At 55.3% G+C, this 16,329-nt stretch carries 15 protein-coding genes; 1 reads left to right on the top strand and 14 read right to left on the bottom strand.

Annotation, left to right across the window (positions count from 1 at the left end; all coding sequences use genetic code 11):
• Nucleotides 1-20: 20 nt before the first annotated feature.
• The 8 genes from hypA to ABRZ28_RS12760 all read right to left on the bottom strand — a co-directional run bounded on the left by hypA (nucleotide 21) and on the right by ABRZ28_RS12760 (nucleotide 8,641).
• Nucleotides 21-362, bottom strand: coding sequence for a hydrogenase maturation nickel metallochaperone HypA (gene hypA / locus ABRZ28_RS12795; RefSeq protein ID WP_319604885.1), 342 nt, complete (start codon nucleotides 360-362; stop codon nucleotides 21-23).
• The gene (hybE, locus tag ABRZ28_RS12790) at nucleotides 355-864 is read right to left on the bottom strand and encodes a hydrogenase-2 assembly chaperone (protein WP_319604967.1); all 510 of its coding nucleotides are present in this window, start codon (nucleotides 862-864) and stop codon (nucleotides 355-357) included. The genes hypA and hybE overlap by 8 nt, the downstream gene beginning before the upstream one ends.
• A gap of 28 nt (nucleotides 865-892) precedes the next feature.
• A complete protein-coding gene (locus ABRZ28_RS12785) occupies nucleotides 893-1,393 on the bottom strand; it encodes a HyaD/HybD family hydrogenase maturation endopeptidase (RefSeq protein ID WP_330520429.1) in 501 nt (166 codons plus the stop codon).
• Nucleotides 1,393-3,099, bottom strand: coding sequence for a hydrogenase 2 large subunit (gene hybC, locus ABRZ28_RS12780; RefSeq protein ID WP_330520428.1), 1,707 nt, complete (start codon nucleotides 3,097-3,099; stop codon nucleotides 1,393-1,395). Before hybC ends, ABRZ28_RS12785 begins: the two co-directional genes overlap by 1 nt.
• Nucleotides 3,077-4,276 (bottom strand): Ni/Fe-hydrogenase cytochrome b subunit, encoded by a 1,200-nt coding sequence (gene hybB, locus ABRZ28_RS12775; protein WP_330520427.1) that lies wholly within the window; start codon nucleotides 4,274-4,276, stop codon nucleotides 3,077-3,079. The genes hybC and hybB overlap by 23 nt, the downstream gene beginning before the upstream one ends.
• On the bottom strand, nucleotides 4,263-5,297 hold the full coding sequence (gene hybA / locus ABRZ28_RS12770; RefSeq protein ID WP_319604889.1) for a hydrogenase 2 operon protein HybA: 1,035 nt from the start codon (nucleotides 5,295-5,297) through the stop codon (nucleotides 4,263-4,265). Before hybA ends, hybB begins: the two co-directional genes overlap by 14 nt.
• A gap of 3 nt (nucleotides 5,298-5,300) precedes the next feature.
• Nucleotides 5,301-6,449 carry a hydrogenase 2 small subunit gene (gene hybO / locus ABRZ28_RS12765; protein WP_319604890.1) on the bottom strand — a complete coding sequence of 383 codons (1,149 nt, stop codon included), beginning with the start codon at nucleotides 6,447-6,449 and terminating at the stop codon, nucleotides 5,301-5,303.
• A 599-nt stretch (nucleotides 6,450-7,048) separates the two neighbouring features.
• Nucleotides 7,049-8,641: an ABC-F family ATPase gene (locus tag ABRZ28_RS12760; protein ID WP_319604891.1), complete on the bottom strand. Its 1,593-nt coding sequence runs from the start codon at nucleotides 8,639-8,641 to the stop codon at nucleotides 7,049-7,051.
• A gap of 329 nt (nucleotides 8,642-8,970) precedes the next feature.
• Between ABRZ28_RS12760 and ABRZ28_RS12755 the strand changes: the two genes are divergently transcribed.
• A complete protein-coding gene (locus ABRZ28_RS12755) occupies nucleotides 8,971-9,852 on the top strand; it encodes a PhzF family phenazine biosynthesis protein (RefSeq protein ID WP_330520426.1) in 882 nt (293 codons plus the stop codon).
• 163 nt (nucleotides 9,853-10,015) lie between these two features.
• Here the strand turns inward: ABRZ28_RS12755 and elaB are convergent, their stop codons facing one another.
• The 6 genes from elaB to nuoJ form a co-directional block, all read right to left on the bottom strand.
• Nucleotides 10,016-10,330: a stress response protein ElaB gene (gene elaB, locus ABRZ28_RS12750; RefSeq protein WP_319604893.1), complete on the bottom strand. Its 315-nt coding sequence runs from the start codon at nucleotides 10,328-10,330 to the stop codon at nucleotides 10,016-10,018.
• Nucleotides 10,331-10,519: 189 nt separating this feature from the next.
• The gene (gene nuoN, locus ABRZ28_RS12745; protein WP_330520424.1) at nucleotides 10,520-11,980 is read right to left on the bottom strand and encodes an NADH-quinone oxidoreductase subunit NuoN; all 1,461 of its coding nucleotides are present in this window, start codon (nucleotides 11,978-11,980) and stop codon (nucleotides 10,520-10,522) included.
• Nucleotides 11,981-11,986: 6 nt separating this feature from the next.
• On the bottom strand, nucleotides 11,987-13,522 hold the full coding sequence (gene nuoM, locus ABRZ28_RS12740; RefSeq protein ID WP_330520423.1) for an NADH-quinone oxidoreductase subunit M: 1,536 nt from the start codon (nucleotides 13,520-13,522) through the stop codon (nucleotides 11,987-11,989).
• Between the two features lie 97 nt (nucleotides 13,523-13,619).
• Nucleotides 13,620-15,467, bottom strand: coding sequence for an NADH-quinone oxidoreductase subunit L (nuoL, locus tag ABRZ28_RS12735; protein ID WP_330520422.1), 1,848 nt, complete (start codon nucleotides 15,465-15,467; stop codon nucleotides 13,620-13,622).
• The gene (gene nuoK, locus ABRZ28_RS12730; protein ID WP_319604897.1) at nucleotides 15,464-15,766 is read right to left on the bottom strand and encodes an NADH-quinone oxidoreductase subunit NuoK; all 303 of its coding nucleotides are present in this window, start codon (nucleotides 15,764-15,766) and stop codon (nucleotides 15,464-15,466) included. Before nuoK ends, nuoL begins: the two co-directional genes overlap by 4 nt.
• Nucleotides 15,763-16,323 (bottom strand): NADH-quinone oxidoreductase subunit J, encoded by a 561-nt coding sequence (nuoJ, locus tag ABRZ28_RS12725; protein ID WP_319604898.1) that lies wholly within the window; start codon nucleotides 16,321-16,323, stop codon nucleotides 15,763-15,765. Before nuoJ ends, nuoK begins: the two co-directional genes overlap by 4 nt.
• Nucleotides 16,324-16,329 lie beyond the last annotated feature (6 nt).

Here is a 16,329-nt window from a genome sequence, read left to right as displayed (position 1 = left end):
CAGACGGGCTGGACTATCGGTTACTCAATCGCTAACTGTTTAATCTGCATGCTGTCGCCGTCATCAACCCGCAGGTTGTAGCTGCCGCACTGCGGACATCCGGCGCCGTGCTCGACCACCGCCACCAGCGCGCTGCATTCCCAGCACCAGGCTTTGGCCGGTCGAACCGCGACGTGCAGTCGGCACCCTTCCGCCAGCGTTTGTCGGCAGACGGACTCGAAACAAAAACGCAGCGCGCTTTCTTCGATACAGGAAAGCGCGCCGATCTCCAGCCAGACCTCCGTCACCCGCCGGGCTTTATGTTGACGGGCCTGTTGTTCAATCAGCTCCAGTGCGTTATAGCACATGGAAATTTCATGCATGACGCTCCCCCCGGTTTCGGCTAAACAGCGCGCGCCGGCTGACGTTTTGCGGCGCATCGGCATCAATCACCGGAAACGAAAGCGCCATTTTCGCACTCTGCTCCGCCAGTGAAATCGCCTGTTCGCCGCTCATCCGGCTATCTATCGGCGACATTAATGAGCAAGACAGATACTGTTTCCCCGCCATTTCACCCACAATGAACGTCGCGTCGCCGCAAGGCAGCGACAGCGCCAGACGGTCGCCCAGCGTTCTGACTGGCCAGTCCTGCCGCGGCCCCGGCAACACCAGCAGACTCATCATCCACGGCGTCAGCAGGCAGCCAATCCACTGTTGTTCAAACAGCGTAAATCCACAGGCTTTCACGGGAATGCCTTGACGGTAAAAGGGCAGCATCTGCATCTTTTCCCGTCCGATTTGCGCGAACATCGCCTCCAGCCAGGCCGCCGGATGCTCATCATCATGCCGGATAATCATTGAAGATTCTTTGCGATAGCCCGGCATTAGGTTTAAATCGCCGGCTTCGGATTGCTTATTCACCACAGACCTCGCATTGTTCGCGTTCGCTGACCGTGATCCCGCTTTGCCGCAGCGCCGCAATGATTTGCTGTAAAGCCGGCGCTATCGCCCGCTGTATCGTCTCGGTCAGACCAATATGCACATCCAGCGATTCGGGAACCACGCCGATCAGCGTCAACCGGCGGGGAAACTCGCCCGTCAGTTGCAACGCCATCAGCACGTCGGACAAACCTAACTGGTGCGGAGAAATCTTGCGGGTAAAGAGTGCGGGTACTTCGCCGTCGCGCAGCACCGCCACCTCGCCCGGCGCCTGTCCGGTCAGCACGGCATCGGCCACGATCAGATGATCGCGCCCGGCCATCGCTTCCATCAGCTCCATGCCTGACGTACCGCCGTCAAGGATGTCGATTGCCGGCGAAAATCTGTAGCGCTGCTCTAACGCTTCGATAATACGTACGCCGACCGCTTCATCGCTCAACAGCAGGTTGCCGATCCCCAGCACCAGTATATTCATCACAACACCTTGACCCGGGTGACTTCGTTGCCGCTTACCGTATCCACAATATGCACCGCGCAGGACATGCACGGGTCAAAGGAGTGGATGGTGCGCACCACCTCCAGCGGCTTATGCGGATCGGCGACCGGCGTGCCGACCAGCGACTGCTCGTAAGGGCCGGGAACGCCGTCGAAGTTGCGCGGGCCGGAGGTCCAGGTCGACGGAACAACCGCCTGATAGTTGGTGATTTTGCCGTTTTTAAACACGATCCAGTGCGACAGCATGCCGCGCGGCATTTCGCCGAAGCCGACGCCGCGAAATTCGGTATCCGGCGACAGGTCGGGCTTGATGAAGGTCTGATGGTCGCCTTTGCCGATATTGGTCACCAGAGCCTGCCATTGCTGCGCCAGCGTATCTTTCAGCACGCAGCAATGCACCGTCCGGCCGATAACCCGGCCCAAGGTGGAGTGCAGGTGTTCGGTTTCCAGCGTCTTGCCGGTCAGCGTCTGGTATGCCGCGGCGACCTGGGCAAAGTGTTTCTTCGTGTCTTCATGTCCGGCGGCCAGACCGCACAGCAGCCACGCCAGCGGCCCGACTTCAACGGTCTTGCCGTAGAAGGTCGGCGCTTTAACCCAGGAGTATTTGCCGTCATCCTGCCAGCCGGTATAGTTGGGACGCGTCAACCCTTCCCACGGCGCCAGCGGCTCATCATCCTGATACCAGGCATGCTTGCCGCTTTCCTTGATGCCTTCAATCAGGAACTTATCGTTATGGCTGGTGATGGGCCGGAATTTGGCGAAATCGCCGTTTTCCAGATAGCCGCCGGCCAGCAGGAAACCGCCGTTTTTGTTGTCCGTCGGCAGCTCAGGCACGCTGAGATAGTGATCGGCGCCTCTGCCCAGCGTCAGCCATTCAGGGTAATGGGCGGCGATCACCGCACAGTCCACTTTGTAGACCTGCTCGATAAAATCGCTCAACCGGTCGATAAAGGATTTCACATACATCAGACGTTCAAGGTTCAGTACGCTGGGCGCGTCAAGATTGATCGGGTTGGCGACGCCGCCCACGGCCAGATTCTGAATATGCGGCGTTTTACCGCCGAGGATCGCCACTATCCGATTGGCGTCGCGCTGACATTCCAGCGCTTGCAGGTAGTGGGCGACCGCAATCAGGTTGACTTCCGGCGGCAGCGCCATCGCCGGGTGTCCCCAGTAACCGTTGGCGAAAATACCCAGTTGCCCGCTGGCGACCAGATCTTTCAGCTTCTGCTGCACTTTGGTGAATTCCGCCGCATTGTTCAGAGGCCAGTCAGACAACCCTTTCAGCAACGCCTCCGCTTTCTGCGGATCCGCCTCCAAAGCCGAAGTAACGTCAACCCAGTCGAGCGCGGAGAGCTGATAGAAGTGAACGATATGGTCATGGATGCTATGTCCCGCCAGAATCAGGTTACGGATGTACTGCGCATTCACCGGAACGTTCAACTGCAAGGCGTTCTCCACCGCGCGAACGGAGGCAATGGCGTGTACCGTGGTGCATACGCCGCAGATACGTTGCACAATCATCCAGGCATCGCGCGGATCCTGACCTTTGACAATCTCCTCCATACCGCGCCACATGGTGCCGGACGACCAGGCCTTTGTGACTTTCCCCTGTTCAATTTCGCAATCAATGCGCAGGTGTCCCTCAATGCGGGTAATAGGATCAATGGTGATGCGTTGGCTCATGCTTTACCTCGGCCTGATAATTCTTATGAACGCCTTCCAGCGCGGGAAGTACCGGCAGCAGCCGGATTAACAAGATGTATGCGCAAACTTCAATCGCGACAAAACCTATGGAGATCAGCACTTCCGATGCAGCCGGGAAGTAGTGGTAACCCCCGCCGGGATTGAAAGCCAGCAAGGAATAGCTCAGCCGCCACACGGCGGCCCCGAACAACATGCTCAATGCCCCCAGAAACAGCAGACGCGAGTCATTGCGGCAACGTTTGAAGCGGAACAGCAGCAACGGGAAAATCATCAGCGCGGCTTCACACCAGAAAGTCACGGCGAAACGGTCGCCCGCGAACAGATAGCGCGCCTTGTCGTGCCAGAGAATTTCGCCGAAACGCAACGCCACGAACAGCAGCAGCAATACCTGGAGGACGCGCGTCAGACGGGCGAACAGGGATTTTTCATCCGCGCCGCGCCCCTTCAGCCCGGCCTGCACCAGCGAGCCTTCGAACATCACGATCGAAAAGCCCATGATAAATGCGGTCAACAGCGACAGCAGCGGCAACAGCTCATAGCTCTGCCACAGCGGATGGACTTTATAGCCGGCGGAAATCATCAGCGAACCCATCGATGACTGGTGCATGGTGGGCAACAGCGCGCCCAGCGCGATTATAAAAAACATCACCTTATTTAATCGCTTAAGCGCTATCTTCCACCCCAGTCGCTCGCAGATCACCGGGGCGAACTCCAGCGCCATCACGCCGATGTAAATCGTCATACAGACCGCGGTTTCAAACAGTACGGATGAGGTATTGAAATGGCCGGGAATAAAGAAGTACGGAATATTCCAGTAACGCCCGACGTCGATGGTGATCGACAGCCCGCCCAGCGAATAGCCGAACAGGCTGGCCAACAGCGCCGGACGAACCAGCGGATGGTATTCCCCCCGGTTAAACACATAGACGGCCCAGGCCAGCGCCCAGCCGCCGCAGGCAAACCCGGTGCCCACCAGCAGATCGAAGGCGATCCAGATCCCCCAGGGATAGCCCCCGTTCAGCGCGGCGACCGAACCGATGCCGAACACCAGACGTTTGACAATCAGCAGCGCGCACAGAATGACAAACGGCGCCAACGCCACCACCGGCCAACTGACCAGACGCCCACCTAATGGACTCGCTTTATGCGCCGTCATGATCGTTCTCCTGTTTCTTATCATCCTGCGGGCGACCGTCATGATCCAGCCGGTCCGCGCGGGTATTGCGATGCACCAGCACCGACAGGCCCGCTAACACCGCCAGCGGCAATATCATGCCCTTGTACAGCGTATGCTGAATATGCTCGGAACGCGCGCCGGTAGACAGTTCGGCCAGTTCCGGCAAGTCAAGATTCTGATAAGGCACGCCCGCCAGCACCAGCACCTGAGTGCCGCCCGCTTCTTTCTCGCCATAAACATACTGGTCGTACTTCGGCACGGTATGCAGATAGGTATCCTTCCTGGCCAGCGTCTGACGCGGATAGTGATACTCATCGCCTGCCTGCAACGATAAACGGCGTTTCGCTTCCGCCAGCAATTCTTCACGGGCGCCGAAAATAACCGCGCCGGTGGGACAGACATCCACACAGCCCGGCAGACCGCCTTTGTCTAATCGTTCCAACCCCGGCTGATTGCAGAGTTCGCACTTATGCAGCTTGCCGAACGGATCCTCATAATCGTATTTGGGAATGTTGAACGGACAGGCGACCATACAGTAACGACAGCCGGTACATACGCCGGCGTCGTAATGCACGACGCCGGTTGTGGGATTTTTTTTCAGCGCCGAAACCGGACAAACCGAAACACAGTTCGGATCAACGCAGTGCATGCACTGTTTTTTGATATAGGCGTAGCCATTCTCAACCTGATCCTTATTTTTTCCGTCGCCGGAGCTCCATACCTGAATGATATTATTGGTGTAAGGGCTGAGCTTATCGTTGTTCGACCAGGTGGCGTCCCCGCCGGCGTAGATCGTGCTGTCCGGCTTATAGCTCAGCTTATTGAGTTGCTGACACTCGCTGACGCAGGCCTGACAGCCCACGCACAGCGTTGAGTCGTAAAGCATCCCCAACGCGCCGGGAATCGGCGGCTTATTGGTTGCCGCGGCATGACCCGCCAGAGGTGTGCCTGCCAGCAGCGCGCCGGCGGAAGCCAGCTTGAAAAAATTGCGTCTGTTCACGGCTTAACCCTCCCGGGATCCGTTTCCGGCATCCTGCTGACTTTGCTTTTGAGCCGCCTGCTTTTGCTGACGCCCCAACTCGCGCACCGCCATCAGGCTGACGCCGCCGACCACGCCGAGCACGCCGCCGATCAACCCTGTCGCGGTGGCGGAGATATGGCCGCCCTCCGGACTATGGACCGCCGGTTTTTCCACCCGCGGCGTGGGATTTTCCACATTGGCCAGTTGGAAAATGCCTTTGGTAAAACCGATGCCTTTCTCGTTGCAGCCATAGCAAGGATGCCCGATGCCCACCGGCCAGATGCCGCCGCCGACGTCGCAGAATTCCAGCGTCGGGCAGTTGCCGTAGGTTTCCGGCCCTTTACAACCCAGATGGTAGAGACACCATCCCTGACGATGGCCTTCATCGCCGAATTCTTTGGCGAAACGTCCGGCGTCAAAGTGCGGGCGCCGCTCGCAGTTTTCGTGGATCAGGCGACCGTAGGCGAAGGTCGGACGGCCCTGGCTATCCAGCGCCGGCGGACGTTGATAAGTGATGATATGCGCGACGGTGGCCAGGAAGTTGTGCGGATTCGGCGGACAACCGGGGATATTAATGACGGTTTTACCCGGCAAGATCTCCTGCAAGCTGACTGCGCCGGTCGGATTGCTGCCCGCCGCCGGCACGCCGCCCCAGGCCGAACAGGATCCGATGGCGATAATCGCCGCCGCATGCTCCGCCGTCTCGCGGATATGCTCTACTATCGGTTTGCCTGCCACCATACAGTAGATGCCGCCGTCTTTGATGGGGATCGACCCATCGACAACCAGAACGTATTTCCCTTTGTATTGCTCGATAGCACGATGCTTGTTTTCTTCCGCCTGTTCGCCAAACGCGGCGGACAGTACTTCGTGATATTCCAGCGAGATGGTGTTTAACAGCAGATTCTCAATGGTTGGATGCGTCGCCCGCAACAGGGACTCGGTACACCCGGTACACTCTTGCGCCCCTATCCAGATTACCGGCGGACGTTGCGTGGAGACGATCGATTGCGCTATTTCCGCGACGGCGGAGTCCGCCAATCCCATTGATGCCGCCAGTGCTGCACATAACTTCATAAAATCACGACGATTAACGCCGTGATGGGAAAGCATTAAATTTTCCCCACTCATTTTTTATTATTCTCCTGTAACTCGAACGGAGTAACACACGAAATGTGTGTGGGTATGGTAATGAGGAAATTTATTTAACAGACTTGATCTTCATCAATCGCTGGGACAATAGGCGTATTATTTCTGTTATAACTGTGACTTTATACGCATAGACTCTATTTAAAGGCGCATATTCTTTGTTTAGATGAGAAATAATCTCAATAACTCGCTGAATTATCCGCACATTTATTTTGCGTTGGCTAAATCGATTAATCACAGGGTGAGTCGCACAAAAACCAGAACATAATAAACTGATAAATAACATTATTTTATAAAAACACTATTTAAATCCCTTTATTATCAGATTGGCGATCTCCGGATTAGCGCATTTTTAAACCTAAATATAAAATTAATTACTTTAGATATTTTAGTTTAAAAACAGGAGAAAATGACCATCCTCTTAAATTTTGACTTGAGGGAAATGTTAACGGAATAAATATTGGTGAGAATTTTTTATCTATGTGAAAAATATAAAGCGTCATGCTGAATGTTAATAAAAAGGCGGCATGGTTATCAACCGTGCCGCCTTGATTAAAACCGTATGGCGCGAATTAAGGTCGTTATTGAATACCCTGACTGCGCAGGTAATCCTCATAATTTCCGGTGAAGTCGGTCGCTTTGTTCGGCGTCATTTCAATAATACGGGTCGCCAGGGAACTGACGAACTCGCGGTCATGCGAGACGAACAACAGCGTGCCTTCATACATCTCCAGCGCCATGTTCAGCGCCTCAATGGATTCCATATCCAGGTGGTTGGTCGGCTCATCCATAACCAGGATATTGGGACGCTGCATCATCAGCTTGCCGAACAGCATACGCCCCTTCTCACCACCGGATAACACCTTCACTTTCTTCTTGATATCATCCTGGCTGAACAGCAAACGTCCGAGTACGCTACGAACCGCCTGCTCATCATCCTTCTCCTGCTTCCACTGGCTCATCCAGTCAAACACCGTCAGCGAGTCATCGAATTCATATTCGTGATCCTGCGCGTAATAGCCGATTTTCGCGTTTTCCGACCATTTAACCGTACCGCTATCAGGCTGAAGATCGCCGACCAGCGTTTTCAACAGCGTCGATTTCCCGACGCCGTTGGTTCCCAGAATCGCCACCTTCTCGCCGACTTCCACCATCAGGTTTAATTTGCTGAACAGCGGACCGTTATCGAACCCTTTCGCCAGAGCCTCCACCTCCAGTGCGTTACGAAACAGCTTTTTATCCTGCTCGAAGCGGATAAACGGGTTCTGACGGCTGGAGGCTTTTACCTCTTCCAGTTGAATTTTATCAATCTGGCGGGCGCGTGAAGTCGCCTGTTTGGATTTGGATGCATTCGCGCTGAATCGGCTGACGAAAGACTGTAATTCGGAGATCTGCGCTTTCTTTTTGGCGTTATCCGCCAACAGACGTTCGCGCGCCTGCGTCGCCGCCGTCATATATTCATCATAATTGCCGGGGTAAATACGCAGTTCGCCGTAGTCGAGATCCGCCATATGGGTACACACCATGTTCAGGAAGTGGCGATCATGGGAAATAATAATCATGGTGCTGTTACGGTCGTTCAACACCTGCTCCAGCCAGCGAATGGTATCAATATCCAGGTTGTTGGTCGGTTCGTCGAGCAACAGGATATCCGGATCGGCGAACAATGCCTGCGCCAGCAGGACGCGTAATTTCCAACCGGGAGCGACTTCACTCATTAGACCGTAATGCTGCTCCAAAGGAATGCCGACGCCCAACAGTAACTCACCGGCGCGCGCCTCGGCGCTGTAACCGTCCATCTCGCCATACTGCACTTCCAGATCGGCGACTTTATAGCCATCGGCTTCACTCATTTCAGCCAGCGCGTAAATACGATCGCGCTCTTCTTTCACCGCCCATAGCTCGGCATGGCCCATGATCACGGTATCCAGCACGCTGTATTTTTCGAAAGCGAACTGATCCTGACGCAATTTACCCAAACGCTCATTGGGATCGAGGGCCACGTTGCCGGAACTCGGCGCCAAATCGCCGCCCAGAATTTTCATGAACGTGGATTTACCGCAACCGTTCGCGCCGATCAAGCCGTAGCGGTTACCGCCGCCGAATTTAACGGAAATATTTTCAAACAATGGCTTACTGCCAAACTGCATCGTGATGTTGTTGGTACTTAGCACAGAACTTACTCAAGTCAGAATGTGATGTTGGTCGCATTATGCCACAGAAGCGCCACATAATCGCGACAGAGAGCGATATTGCGCCGCACCGTCGCCGGTCGCGCCGGATATTATCCTCTGCAAGCGCACAGAATCATGCATAAAAACTATCCTTCACTCAAAGACAAACCGCTGATTTACAGTCATAATTATTAAAAATCGCTATTTTCAGGACGCCGGAATAAAACCAAGAAACCGGCGACCTAAACTATCGACTCGCCAATAAATAGCAAAACACGGCCACAGGCCGGTAATTTGAAAGATTCGGGGATGACAGGAAAAGACGACCTATGCCGCAACAACGACGCTTTAAACAAATCGATGTGTTTACCCAACGCCCCTTCAAAGGGAATCCTTTGGCCGTGGTGCTGGACGCCGACGGTCTGACCGATGAACAGATGCAAATTATCGCCCGTTGGACCCACCTGTCGGAAACCACCTTTGTCGTCCCTCCCACCAATCCGCTGGCCGACTATGGCGTACGCATTTTTACCCCTGAGCAGGAACTGCCGTTTGCCGGCCATCCCACGCTGGGTACGGCGCACGCGCTGCTGGAGTCGGGTTTACAGACCAAATCCCCCGGGCAGATTATCCAGCAAAGCGGCATCGGCCTGGTACCCATCAATATTGATGATGATGGTTCGCTGGCCTTTCATGTGCCGCCGGCCACAATCGAGCCCTTTGATGCCACGTTATCCCCGCTGCTGGAGCGAACGCTCGGCAGCGCCAGAATAGATAAGCGCTATTCCCCGGCAACTGTACGAATGGGAATAAGCTGGTTGATAGTACGGATGGACAACGCCGATACCTGCCTGAACATCACGCCGGACGCGCAATCCCTGGCCGATTTACAAGCAGCCTGCCAGACCGACGGCATCGCCATTTACGGACCGCATGATAACGCCAGCCCAACGGACTACGAAGTTCGCACGTTTTACATGGAACAGGGATACCTCAGGGAAGATCCGGTCACCGGCAGCGCCAATGCTTGTCTGGCCTGCATACTGCGCCAACAACATTATCCGGATAATATCGCCTCCCAACTGGATTACCAGGTTCGACAAGGAACCAAACTCCAGTGCGACGGCCGAATATCGGTGGTCTACATCAATGACGAGCCCTGGGTCGGCGGGCATAGCGTGACGATAATTGATGGTACGCTGCTGGCGTAAACGCCCCAATAGCGGATAAGCGCCGCGCAGGCAGAGCCTATTGCATGCTTGTCGTTACAGAGTGATTGTGAAAAACGGGATAGAGTATACTCGGGCAGTTAGCCGCGTAGCGCGGCCAACGCTCATTCATTTGACGCATAACCGCAATATTCAGCCCCCAGACTTAACGTCTGGCCAGCAGCAACCCCAGCACCAGCCCGACGGTTGCGCCGATACCGATACCTTGCCAGGGTTTTTCATGCACATAGATATCCGCTTTATCCGCGACCTGTTTGGCCCGGGCATAGTAACTGTTGCCGGCGCCGCCGATTCTGGCTTTCACCTCTTTCAGCGACTGTTCCGCCTTAGTCTTAAGATCAAGGTAAGCTTTATCAGCCTGATCGCCCGAGTAGCGCAATAATTCTTCCAGCGTTTCAGATAAGAGCTTCAGATCGTCATCGACGCGAATATCTTCAGGCTGCTGTTTTACATCTGCCATAAAATGCTCCTTTCCTTATGAAAAAAATTGTCCCGTTAACTATAGACAATTTTGCGTACTTGCAATGGTCTTAAGCGGCCGGATCATTCCTAAAGAAGCGGTTCAGCAAGCGACGAATAGGGATTGCCGCCATAAAAAAACGCCGCAGACCATCGTCTACGGCGGTTTCATCTGACCGTCTGCGTACCCTTACATGATTGGCTGGGCCAACTGCACCAGGGAAATAAGCGGTTGCGGGTAAAAACCCAGTATCAACACCACGATTGCCGAGATCACCACCACCGCGCCGCCGGCCGTCAATGCCCAGTTTCCTGGCGCATCATCGCGCGTTGACGTCTGCGGCGCATCCAGATACAGGCTGACCATCAACCGCAGATAATAGTAGAGGCCAATCGCGCTACCCAGCACGACCGCGCCGGCCAACCACCACTGGTCAGTGTTCACGCTGACGGCCAACACGTAGAACTTGCCGAAGAAGCCCAGCGTCATCGGGATACCGGCCAGCGACAACATCATCACCGTCATCACCGCAGCCAGGACGGGCTTATGCCAGAACAGGCCGCGATAGGACAGCATGGAGTCGGCCTCAGGGCCGCTGCACGGACTTGATATCAGGCTGACAACGCCAAAGGCGCCGAGACTGGCAAACAAATAGCCCACCAGATAGACGCCAACCGTTTCCAGCGCCAGTTGATGAGTTTGCACCGCGATCAATGCAACCAGCAGATACCCCATATGCGCAATGGATGAGTATCCCAGCAAGCGCTTGATGCTGTGCTGGGAAACCGCCATCACGTTGCCGAACACGATGGAAACAAACGCAATCACGCCAAGCGCGATTCTGACCGAGTCGCTGTCCACCATCGGTGCGTAGAGGAACAAACGCATCACCGCGCCGAAAATGGCGATCTTGCTGGCGGTGGCCAGAAAGGTCGAAACCGGCGCCGGCGCGCCCTGATACACATCCGGCGTCCACAGTTGGAAAGGCGCCAGCGACAGCTTAAAGCCCACGCCGACGATGATCATCCCCAACCCCGCCAGCAACAGCGGCTCATGGATGTGGAGATCGCTCAGGCTGCGCCCCAGACTGGCGAAGGTCAGATTGCCCGAATCGGCATATACCAGCGCCATACCGAACAGCAGGAAAGAAGACGACGCCGCCGAGAGCAACATGTATTTTATACCGGCCTCCAGCGAACGCGCCTGGCGAAAGGCGTAACTGACGAGTCCAAACAGCGGCAGCGAAATCAGTTCAATGCCAATGAACAACGACGCAAGATGATTCGCGCTCGCCAGCAGGATCCCCCCTAACGAGGCAATCAGCACCAGCAGATAGAACTCGTCGCGGTTATCCTCATACCCTTCCAACCAGGAATAAGCAAAGGTACAGGTCGCCAGGCTGGCCACCAACACCAGTCCGGTATAGAACATGGAAAAACCATCAACCCGTAACAGCGGGGTCACATCGGTCGGCCCTGCCTGGCCTGCAAAGTAAAGCGACAGCAGCGCGATGCTCAGACCGATAACCGTCAAGGTTGCGTTGACAAAATGGTTGCGTCGCCACGCAATGCACAGCATCACAACCACTACCGTCAATCCGACGATCAACAGCGGCGATAGCGCAATTAGTTGTTGAGGAGTTATTGTCATGGCGAATTACGGCCTTGTTGTTGAAATTATTGAATCTGGAGTAGACGACATAAACCACTGCTGGATATTTGCCATCGCCGCACTGGAGGTATCCAGAATCGGTTGCGGGAACACCCCTAACAACACCAGCAACACCACCAGCGGCATAACGACGGACAGCTCGCGCATCGTCATACCCGGCAGCGGTTGTTCTGATTTCGGGGCGCCGTAATAAGCACGTTGCATCAGCATCAGCGAATAAACCGACGCAAATACCAGACCGAAGGTGGAAATCACGGTAATCAGCGGAACAACCTGATAACTGCCGATCAGAATATTAAATTCCCCGACAAAGTTACCGGTTCCCGGCATACCTAAGGTGGCGACGGCAAAAAAGAGCGACAGCGCCGGCAAATATCTGAGACGGGCCCACAGCCCTCCCATCTGACGCATATCCCAGGTATGCACACGCTCGTACAACTGACCGCACAGGATAAAAAGCCCCGCGGCCGACAGACCGTGAGCAATCATCAGGATAACCGCGCCCTGAAAAGCCTGTTGGTTGCCGGAGTAAATGGCAATCATCACAAAGCCCATATGGGAAACCGAGGTGTAAGCGACCAACCGCTTGATATCGGTCTGATTAAAGGCCATCCAGGCGCCGTAGAATACGCTGATCACCCCTAACCACATGGCGATAGGCGCAAATTCGTGCGAGGCATTCGGAAACAGCGGCAGGCTGAAGCGCAGTAAACCGTAGGCCGCCGTTTTCATCAACAGCCCGGCCAGGTCGACGGAACCCGCGGTCGGAGACTGGCTGTGGGCATCCGGCGACCAGCCATGTACCGGCACCAACGGCATTTTCACCGCGAAGGCGACGAAGAATCCCAGCATCAGCAGGTATTCAATGCCATACGACATTTCCGTTTTCAGCAACGCTTCGTAATTGAAGGTCCAGACGCCGGTAGCATCATGATGCACGAATACCAGCGCCAGAATGGCGATCAGCATTACCAGGCCGCTGGTCTGGGTATAAATGATGAATTTGGTTGCCGCGGCGGTTCGGGTTTTGTCATCAGAACCTTTGTGTCCCCATATGGCGATGAGGAAATACATCGGCACCAGCATCATTTCCCAGAAGAAGAAGAACAGGAACAGGTCGATAGCGACGAATACGCCGATAACGCCGACCAGCGTCCACAATATTCCAAGGTGGAAAAGCCCCTGGTTGTGGTGCTCCTCATTCCAGGAACTGAGTATCGCCAACACGCCCAGTAGCGCGGTCAACACCACCATCAGCACCGAAAGTCCATCCAGTGCCAGATGAAAATCGATGCCAAAGCGGGGGATCCACGGAACACTGAACTCAACCTGCCATTGCGGCAGTCCGCCGGGCGTTGCCAAAGAATAGCCACCTTGCAACCAGAGTTGCAGAGATAGCACCAACGTCAACCCCATCGCAATCAACGCGATCCAGCGCGGTACTTTGGTACCTAAACGCTCAGACAGCCAACACAGCAGACCGCCGATAAAGGGGATAAGAATTAGCCAAGGTAGTAGCATGGCGCTTTGTGTCCCTAAATTAAAGAAATCTGAAAACTTGCCGTGGCGGGCACTCTCATCAGGAATGCCCTACCCTTCGTACGTTCCGGCTACCGTCTTAAACCAGCAGTAACAACGCCAGCACGACGACAGCGCCCAACCCCATGGAGGCAACGTACCACCGCACCTGACCATTTTCGCTCACTGCCAGCCCGCGGTTACCCCAACGGGTAATGAAAGCCGGAATATTCATCAGCGCGTCCAGCGGATCGCGGCGCAACAGTCTGGCGACGGCCAGATAGGGTTTGACGAAAACTTTGTCGTACAGCCAGTCAAATCCCCAGGCATGGAACCACCAGGTTGAGAAGAAACGTCCGGGCGCGCTTTGCGCGATACTGTTCACCCATTGACGTTTACCCAGCCACAGCAATGCGGCCAGTAAGATGCCCGCGATGGCGACCACGCCGGAAACGATTTCCAGCGTTATCATCCGGCCGTGCTCCAGTTCCGTTGTTTCCGGCAGTACGCCGTGCAACGGCGGCACAATCATCGCGCCGATAAAGGTTGACAGCACCATTAACACAATCAGCGGTAAATGATGTGAGATGCCTTTCCCCGCATGAGCTTTGGTTTTCGCCTCGCCGTGGAACACAATAAAGATCATACGGAAGGTGTACAGCGAGGTCATAAAGGCGCCGACCAGCCCCGCCACCATCAAATTGAGGTGACCGTTAGCCCAGGCGCCCGCCAGAATTTCGTCTTTACTGAAGAATCCGGCGGTAACCAGCGGCAACGCAGCCAATGCCGCGCCGCCGACCAGAAAGCAGACATACACCAGCGGAATGGTTTTACGCAGCCCGCCCATTTTGAAAATGTTCTGCTCGTGATGACAAGCCAGAATCACCGAACCGGAAGACAGGAACAGCAACGCTTTGAAAAACGCGTGGGTCATCAGATGGAAAATCGCCGCATCCCACGCCTGTACCCCCAACGCCAGAAACATATAGCCGATCTGACTCATGGTGGAATAAGCGAGTACGCGTTTGATATCCGTCTGCACCAGCGCGGCGAACCCCGCCAATACCAACGTGACCGCGCCGACGACGCCGACCAGATGTAAAACGTCCGGCGCCAGCAGGAACAACCCGTGGGTACGGGCGATCAGATACACCCCGGCGGTCACCATCGTCGCGGCGTGGATCAATGCCGAGACCGGCGTCGGCCCCGCCATGGCATCCGCCAGCCAGGTTTGCAGCGGCAACTGAGCGGACTTACCGACCGCGCCGCCCAGCAACATCAAGGTCGCCCAGGTGATCGCCGGAGACCCCTCCGCCAGTTGTTGCGGCGCCAGTACCATCAGTTCGCGGAAGTTAAGCGTCCCCAGTTCCCGATAAAGAATGAACAGCGCAAACGCCAGAAATACGTCGCCCACGCGCGTTACCACAAAGGCTTTCATCGCCGCCGCGCCGTTTTTCGGGTTGGTGTAGTAGAAACCGATCAGCAGATAGCTGCACAGCCCCACCCCTTCCCATCCGAGGTACATCAGCAACAGGTTATCCGCCAGAACAAGCACCACCATACTGGCGATAAACAGGTTGGTGTAGGCGAAGAAGCGGGAATACCCCTCTTCGCCGCGCATATACCAGGAAGCGAACAGATGGATAAAGAACCCCACGCCGGTCACCACAGACAGCATGGTGGCCGACAGGCCGTCAAGCGTCAGCGTCACGCCGATATTAAAATCGCCCACCGCCATCCAGGTCCAGAGATGCTGGTCAAACGCGCCCGCACCGCTATGTTGCTGACCAAGGAAATCAGCCACTGCCCAGGCGGCCGTCAGCGCCGCCAACCCAACGGAACCCACACCGACCGTCGCAGACGCGTTCTCCGACCAGCGGCCGCGGGAAAACGCCAACAGCAGGAAGCCAAGCAGCGGGAATAGTATTGTTAAGTAGAGTAAGTTCATCCGCGCATCTCACTGACTGTATCAATATTCAGATTCTGGCGGCGGCGGTACAGTTGCAGCAACAGCGCCAACCCGATGCTGGCTTCAGCCGCCGCCAGCGTAATCGCCAGGATATACATCACCTGCCCGTCCGCCTGATGCCAGTAGCTGCCGGCAACCACAAACGCCAACGCCGCCGCGTTGATCATTATCTCCAGGCTTATCAGCATAAACAGCAAGTTACGACGGATAACCAACCCAGTCAGCCCCAAAACAAACAGGATGGCTGCCAAAATCAAACCATGTTGTAACGGAATCATGCGCGTTCCCCTGTTATTTTATTCTCAACATTCTGGTGCGCGGTTTCTTTGGCGATAACCTCTCCGCGTTTGTCTTCACGACCGACGTGGAAAGCGACCACCAGCCCGGCCAACAGCAGCATCGAGGCCAGTTCAACGGCGAGAACATAAGGACCGAACAGCGCGATGCCCACCGACTTGGCATCCACCATGTCGCCGGTAATGCCCTGGTCGTCCAGACTTAAAATGCCCTTCACTATCACTATCAGCAAGACCAGCGACAGCAATGATGGCCCTATCCAGACGGTAGGTTTAAGCCATGCGCGTTCCTGCTCGACCACGGAGTTTCCCAAGTTGAGCATCATCACCACAAACACGAACAGCACCATAATGGCGCCCGCGTAAACGATGATCTCCAGCGCGCCGGCGAAGTAAGCCCCCAGCGAGAAAAACACGCAGGCGATGGCGATGAGAGAAACAATCAGATATAACAACGCATGCACGGGATTGGTATGAGTGATGACGCGCAACGTCGCCACTACTGCAATCAGGCCCGCAATATAAAAAGCGAATTCCATGCTAGC

This window comes from Brenneria sp. g21c3, assembly GCF_040240345.1.
Taxonomy (GTDB): domain Bacteria; phylum Pseudomonadota; class Gammaproteobacteria; order Enterobacterales; family Enterobacteriaceae; genus Brenneria.
The sequence above is the reverse complement of the archived record's forward strand: the minus strand, read 5'-3'. Positions and strand labels throughout refer to the sequence as shown.

Coding starts and splice junctions, on each gene's coding strand:
- hypA (WP_319604885.1), bottom strand. CDS start 362: ATGCATGAAATTTCCATGTGCTATAACGCACTGGAGCTGATTGAACAA.
- hybE (WP_319604967.1), bottom strand. CDS start 864: ATGCCGGGCTATCGCAAAGAATCTTCAATGATTATCCGGCATGATGAT.
- ABRZ28_RS12785 (WP_330520429.1), bottom strand. CDS start 1,393: ATGAATATACTGGTGCTGGGGATCGGCAACCTGCTGTTGAGCGATGAA.
- hybC (WP_330520428.1), bottom strand. CDS start 3,099: ATGAGCCAACGCATCACCATTGATCCTATTACCCGCATTGAGGGACAC.
- hybB (WP_330520427.1), bottom strand. CDS start 4,276: ATGACGGCGCATAAAGCGAGTCCATTAGGTGGGCGTCTGGTCAGTTGG.
- hybO (WP_319604890.1), bottom strand. CDS start 6,449: ATGAGTGGGGAAAATTTAATGCTTTCCCATCACGGCGTTAATCGTCGT.
- ABRZ28_RS12755 (WP_330520426.1), top strand. CDS start 8,971: ATGCCGCAACAACGACGCTTTAAACAAATCGATGTGTTTACCCAACGC.
- elaB (WP_319604893.1), bottom strand. CDS start 10,330: ATGGCAGATGTAAAACAGCAGCCTGAAGATATTCGCGTCGATGACGAT.
- nuoN (WP_330520424.1), bottom strand. CDS start 11,980: ATGACAATAACTCCTCAACAACTAATTGCGCTATCGCCGCTGTTGATC.
- nuoM (WP_330520423.1), bottom strand. CDS start 13,522: ATGCTACTACCTTGGCTAATTCTTATCCCCTTTATCGGCGGTCTGCTG.
- nuoL (WP_330520422.1), bottom strand. CDS start 15,467: ATGAACTTACTCTACTTAACAATACTATTCCCGCTGCTTGGCTTCCTG.
- nuoK (WP_319604897.1), bottom strand. CDS start 15,766: ATGATTCCGTTACAACATGGTTTGATTTTGGCAGCCATCCTGTTTGTT.
- nuoJ (WP_319604898.1), bottom strand. CDS start 16,323: ATGGAATTCGCTTTTTATATTGCGGGCCTGATTGCAGTAGTGGCGACG.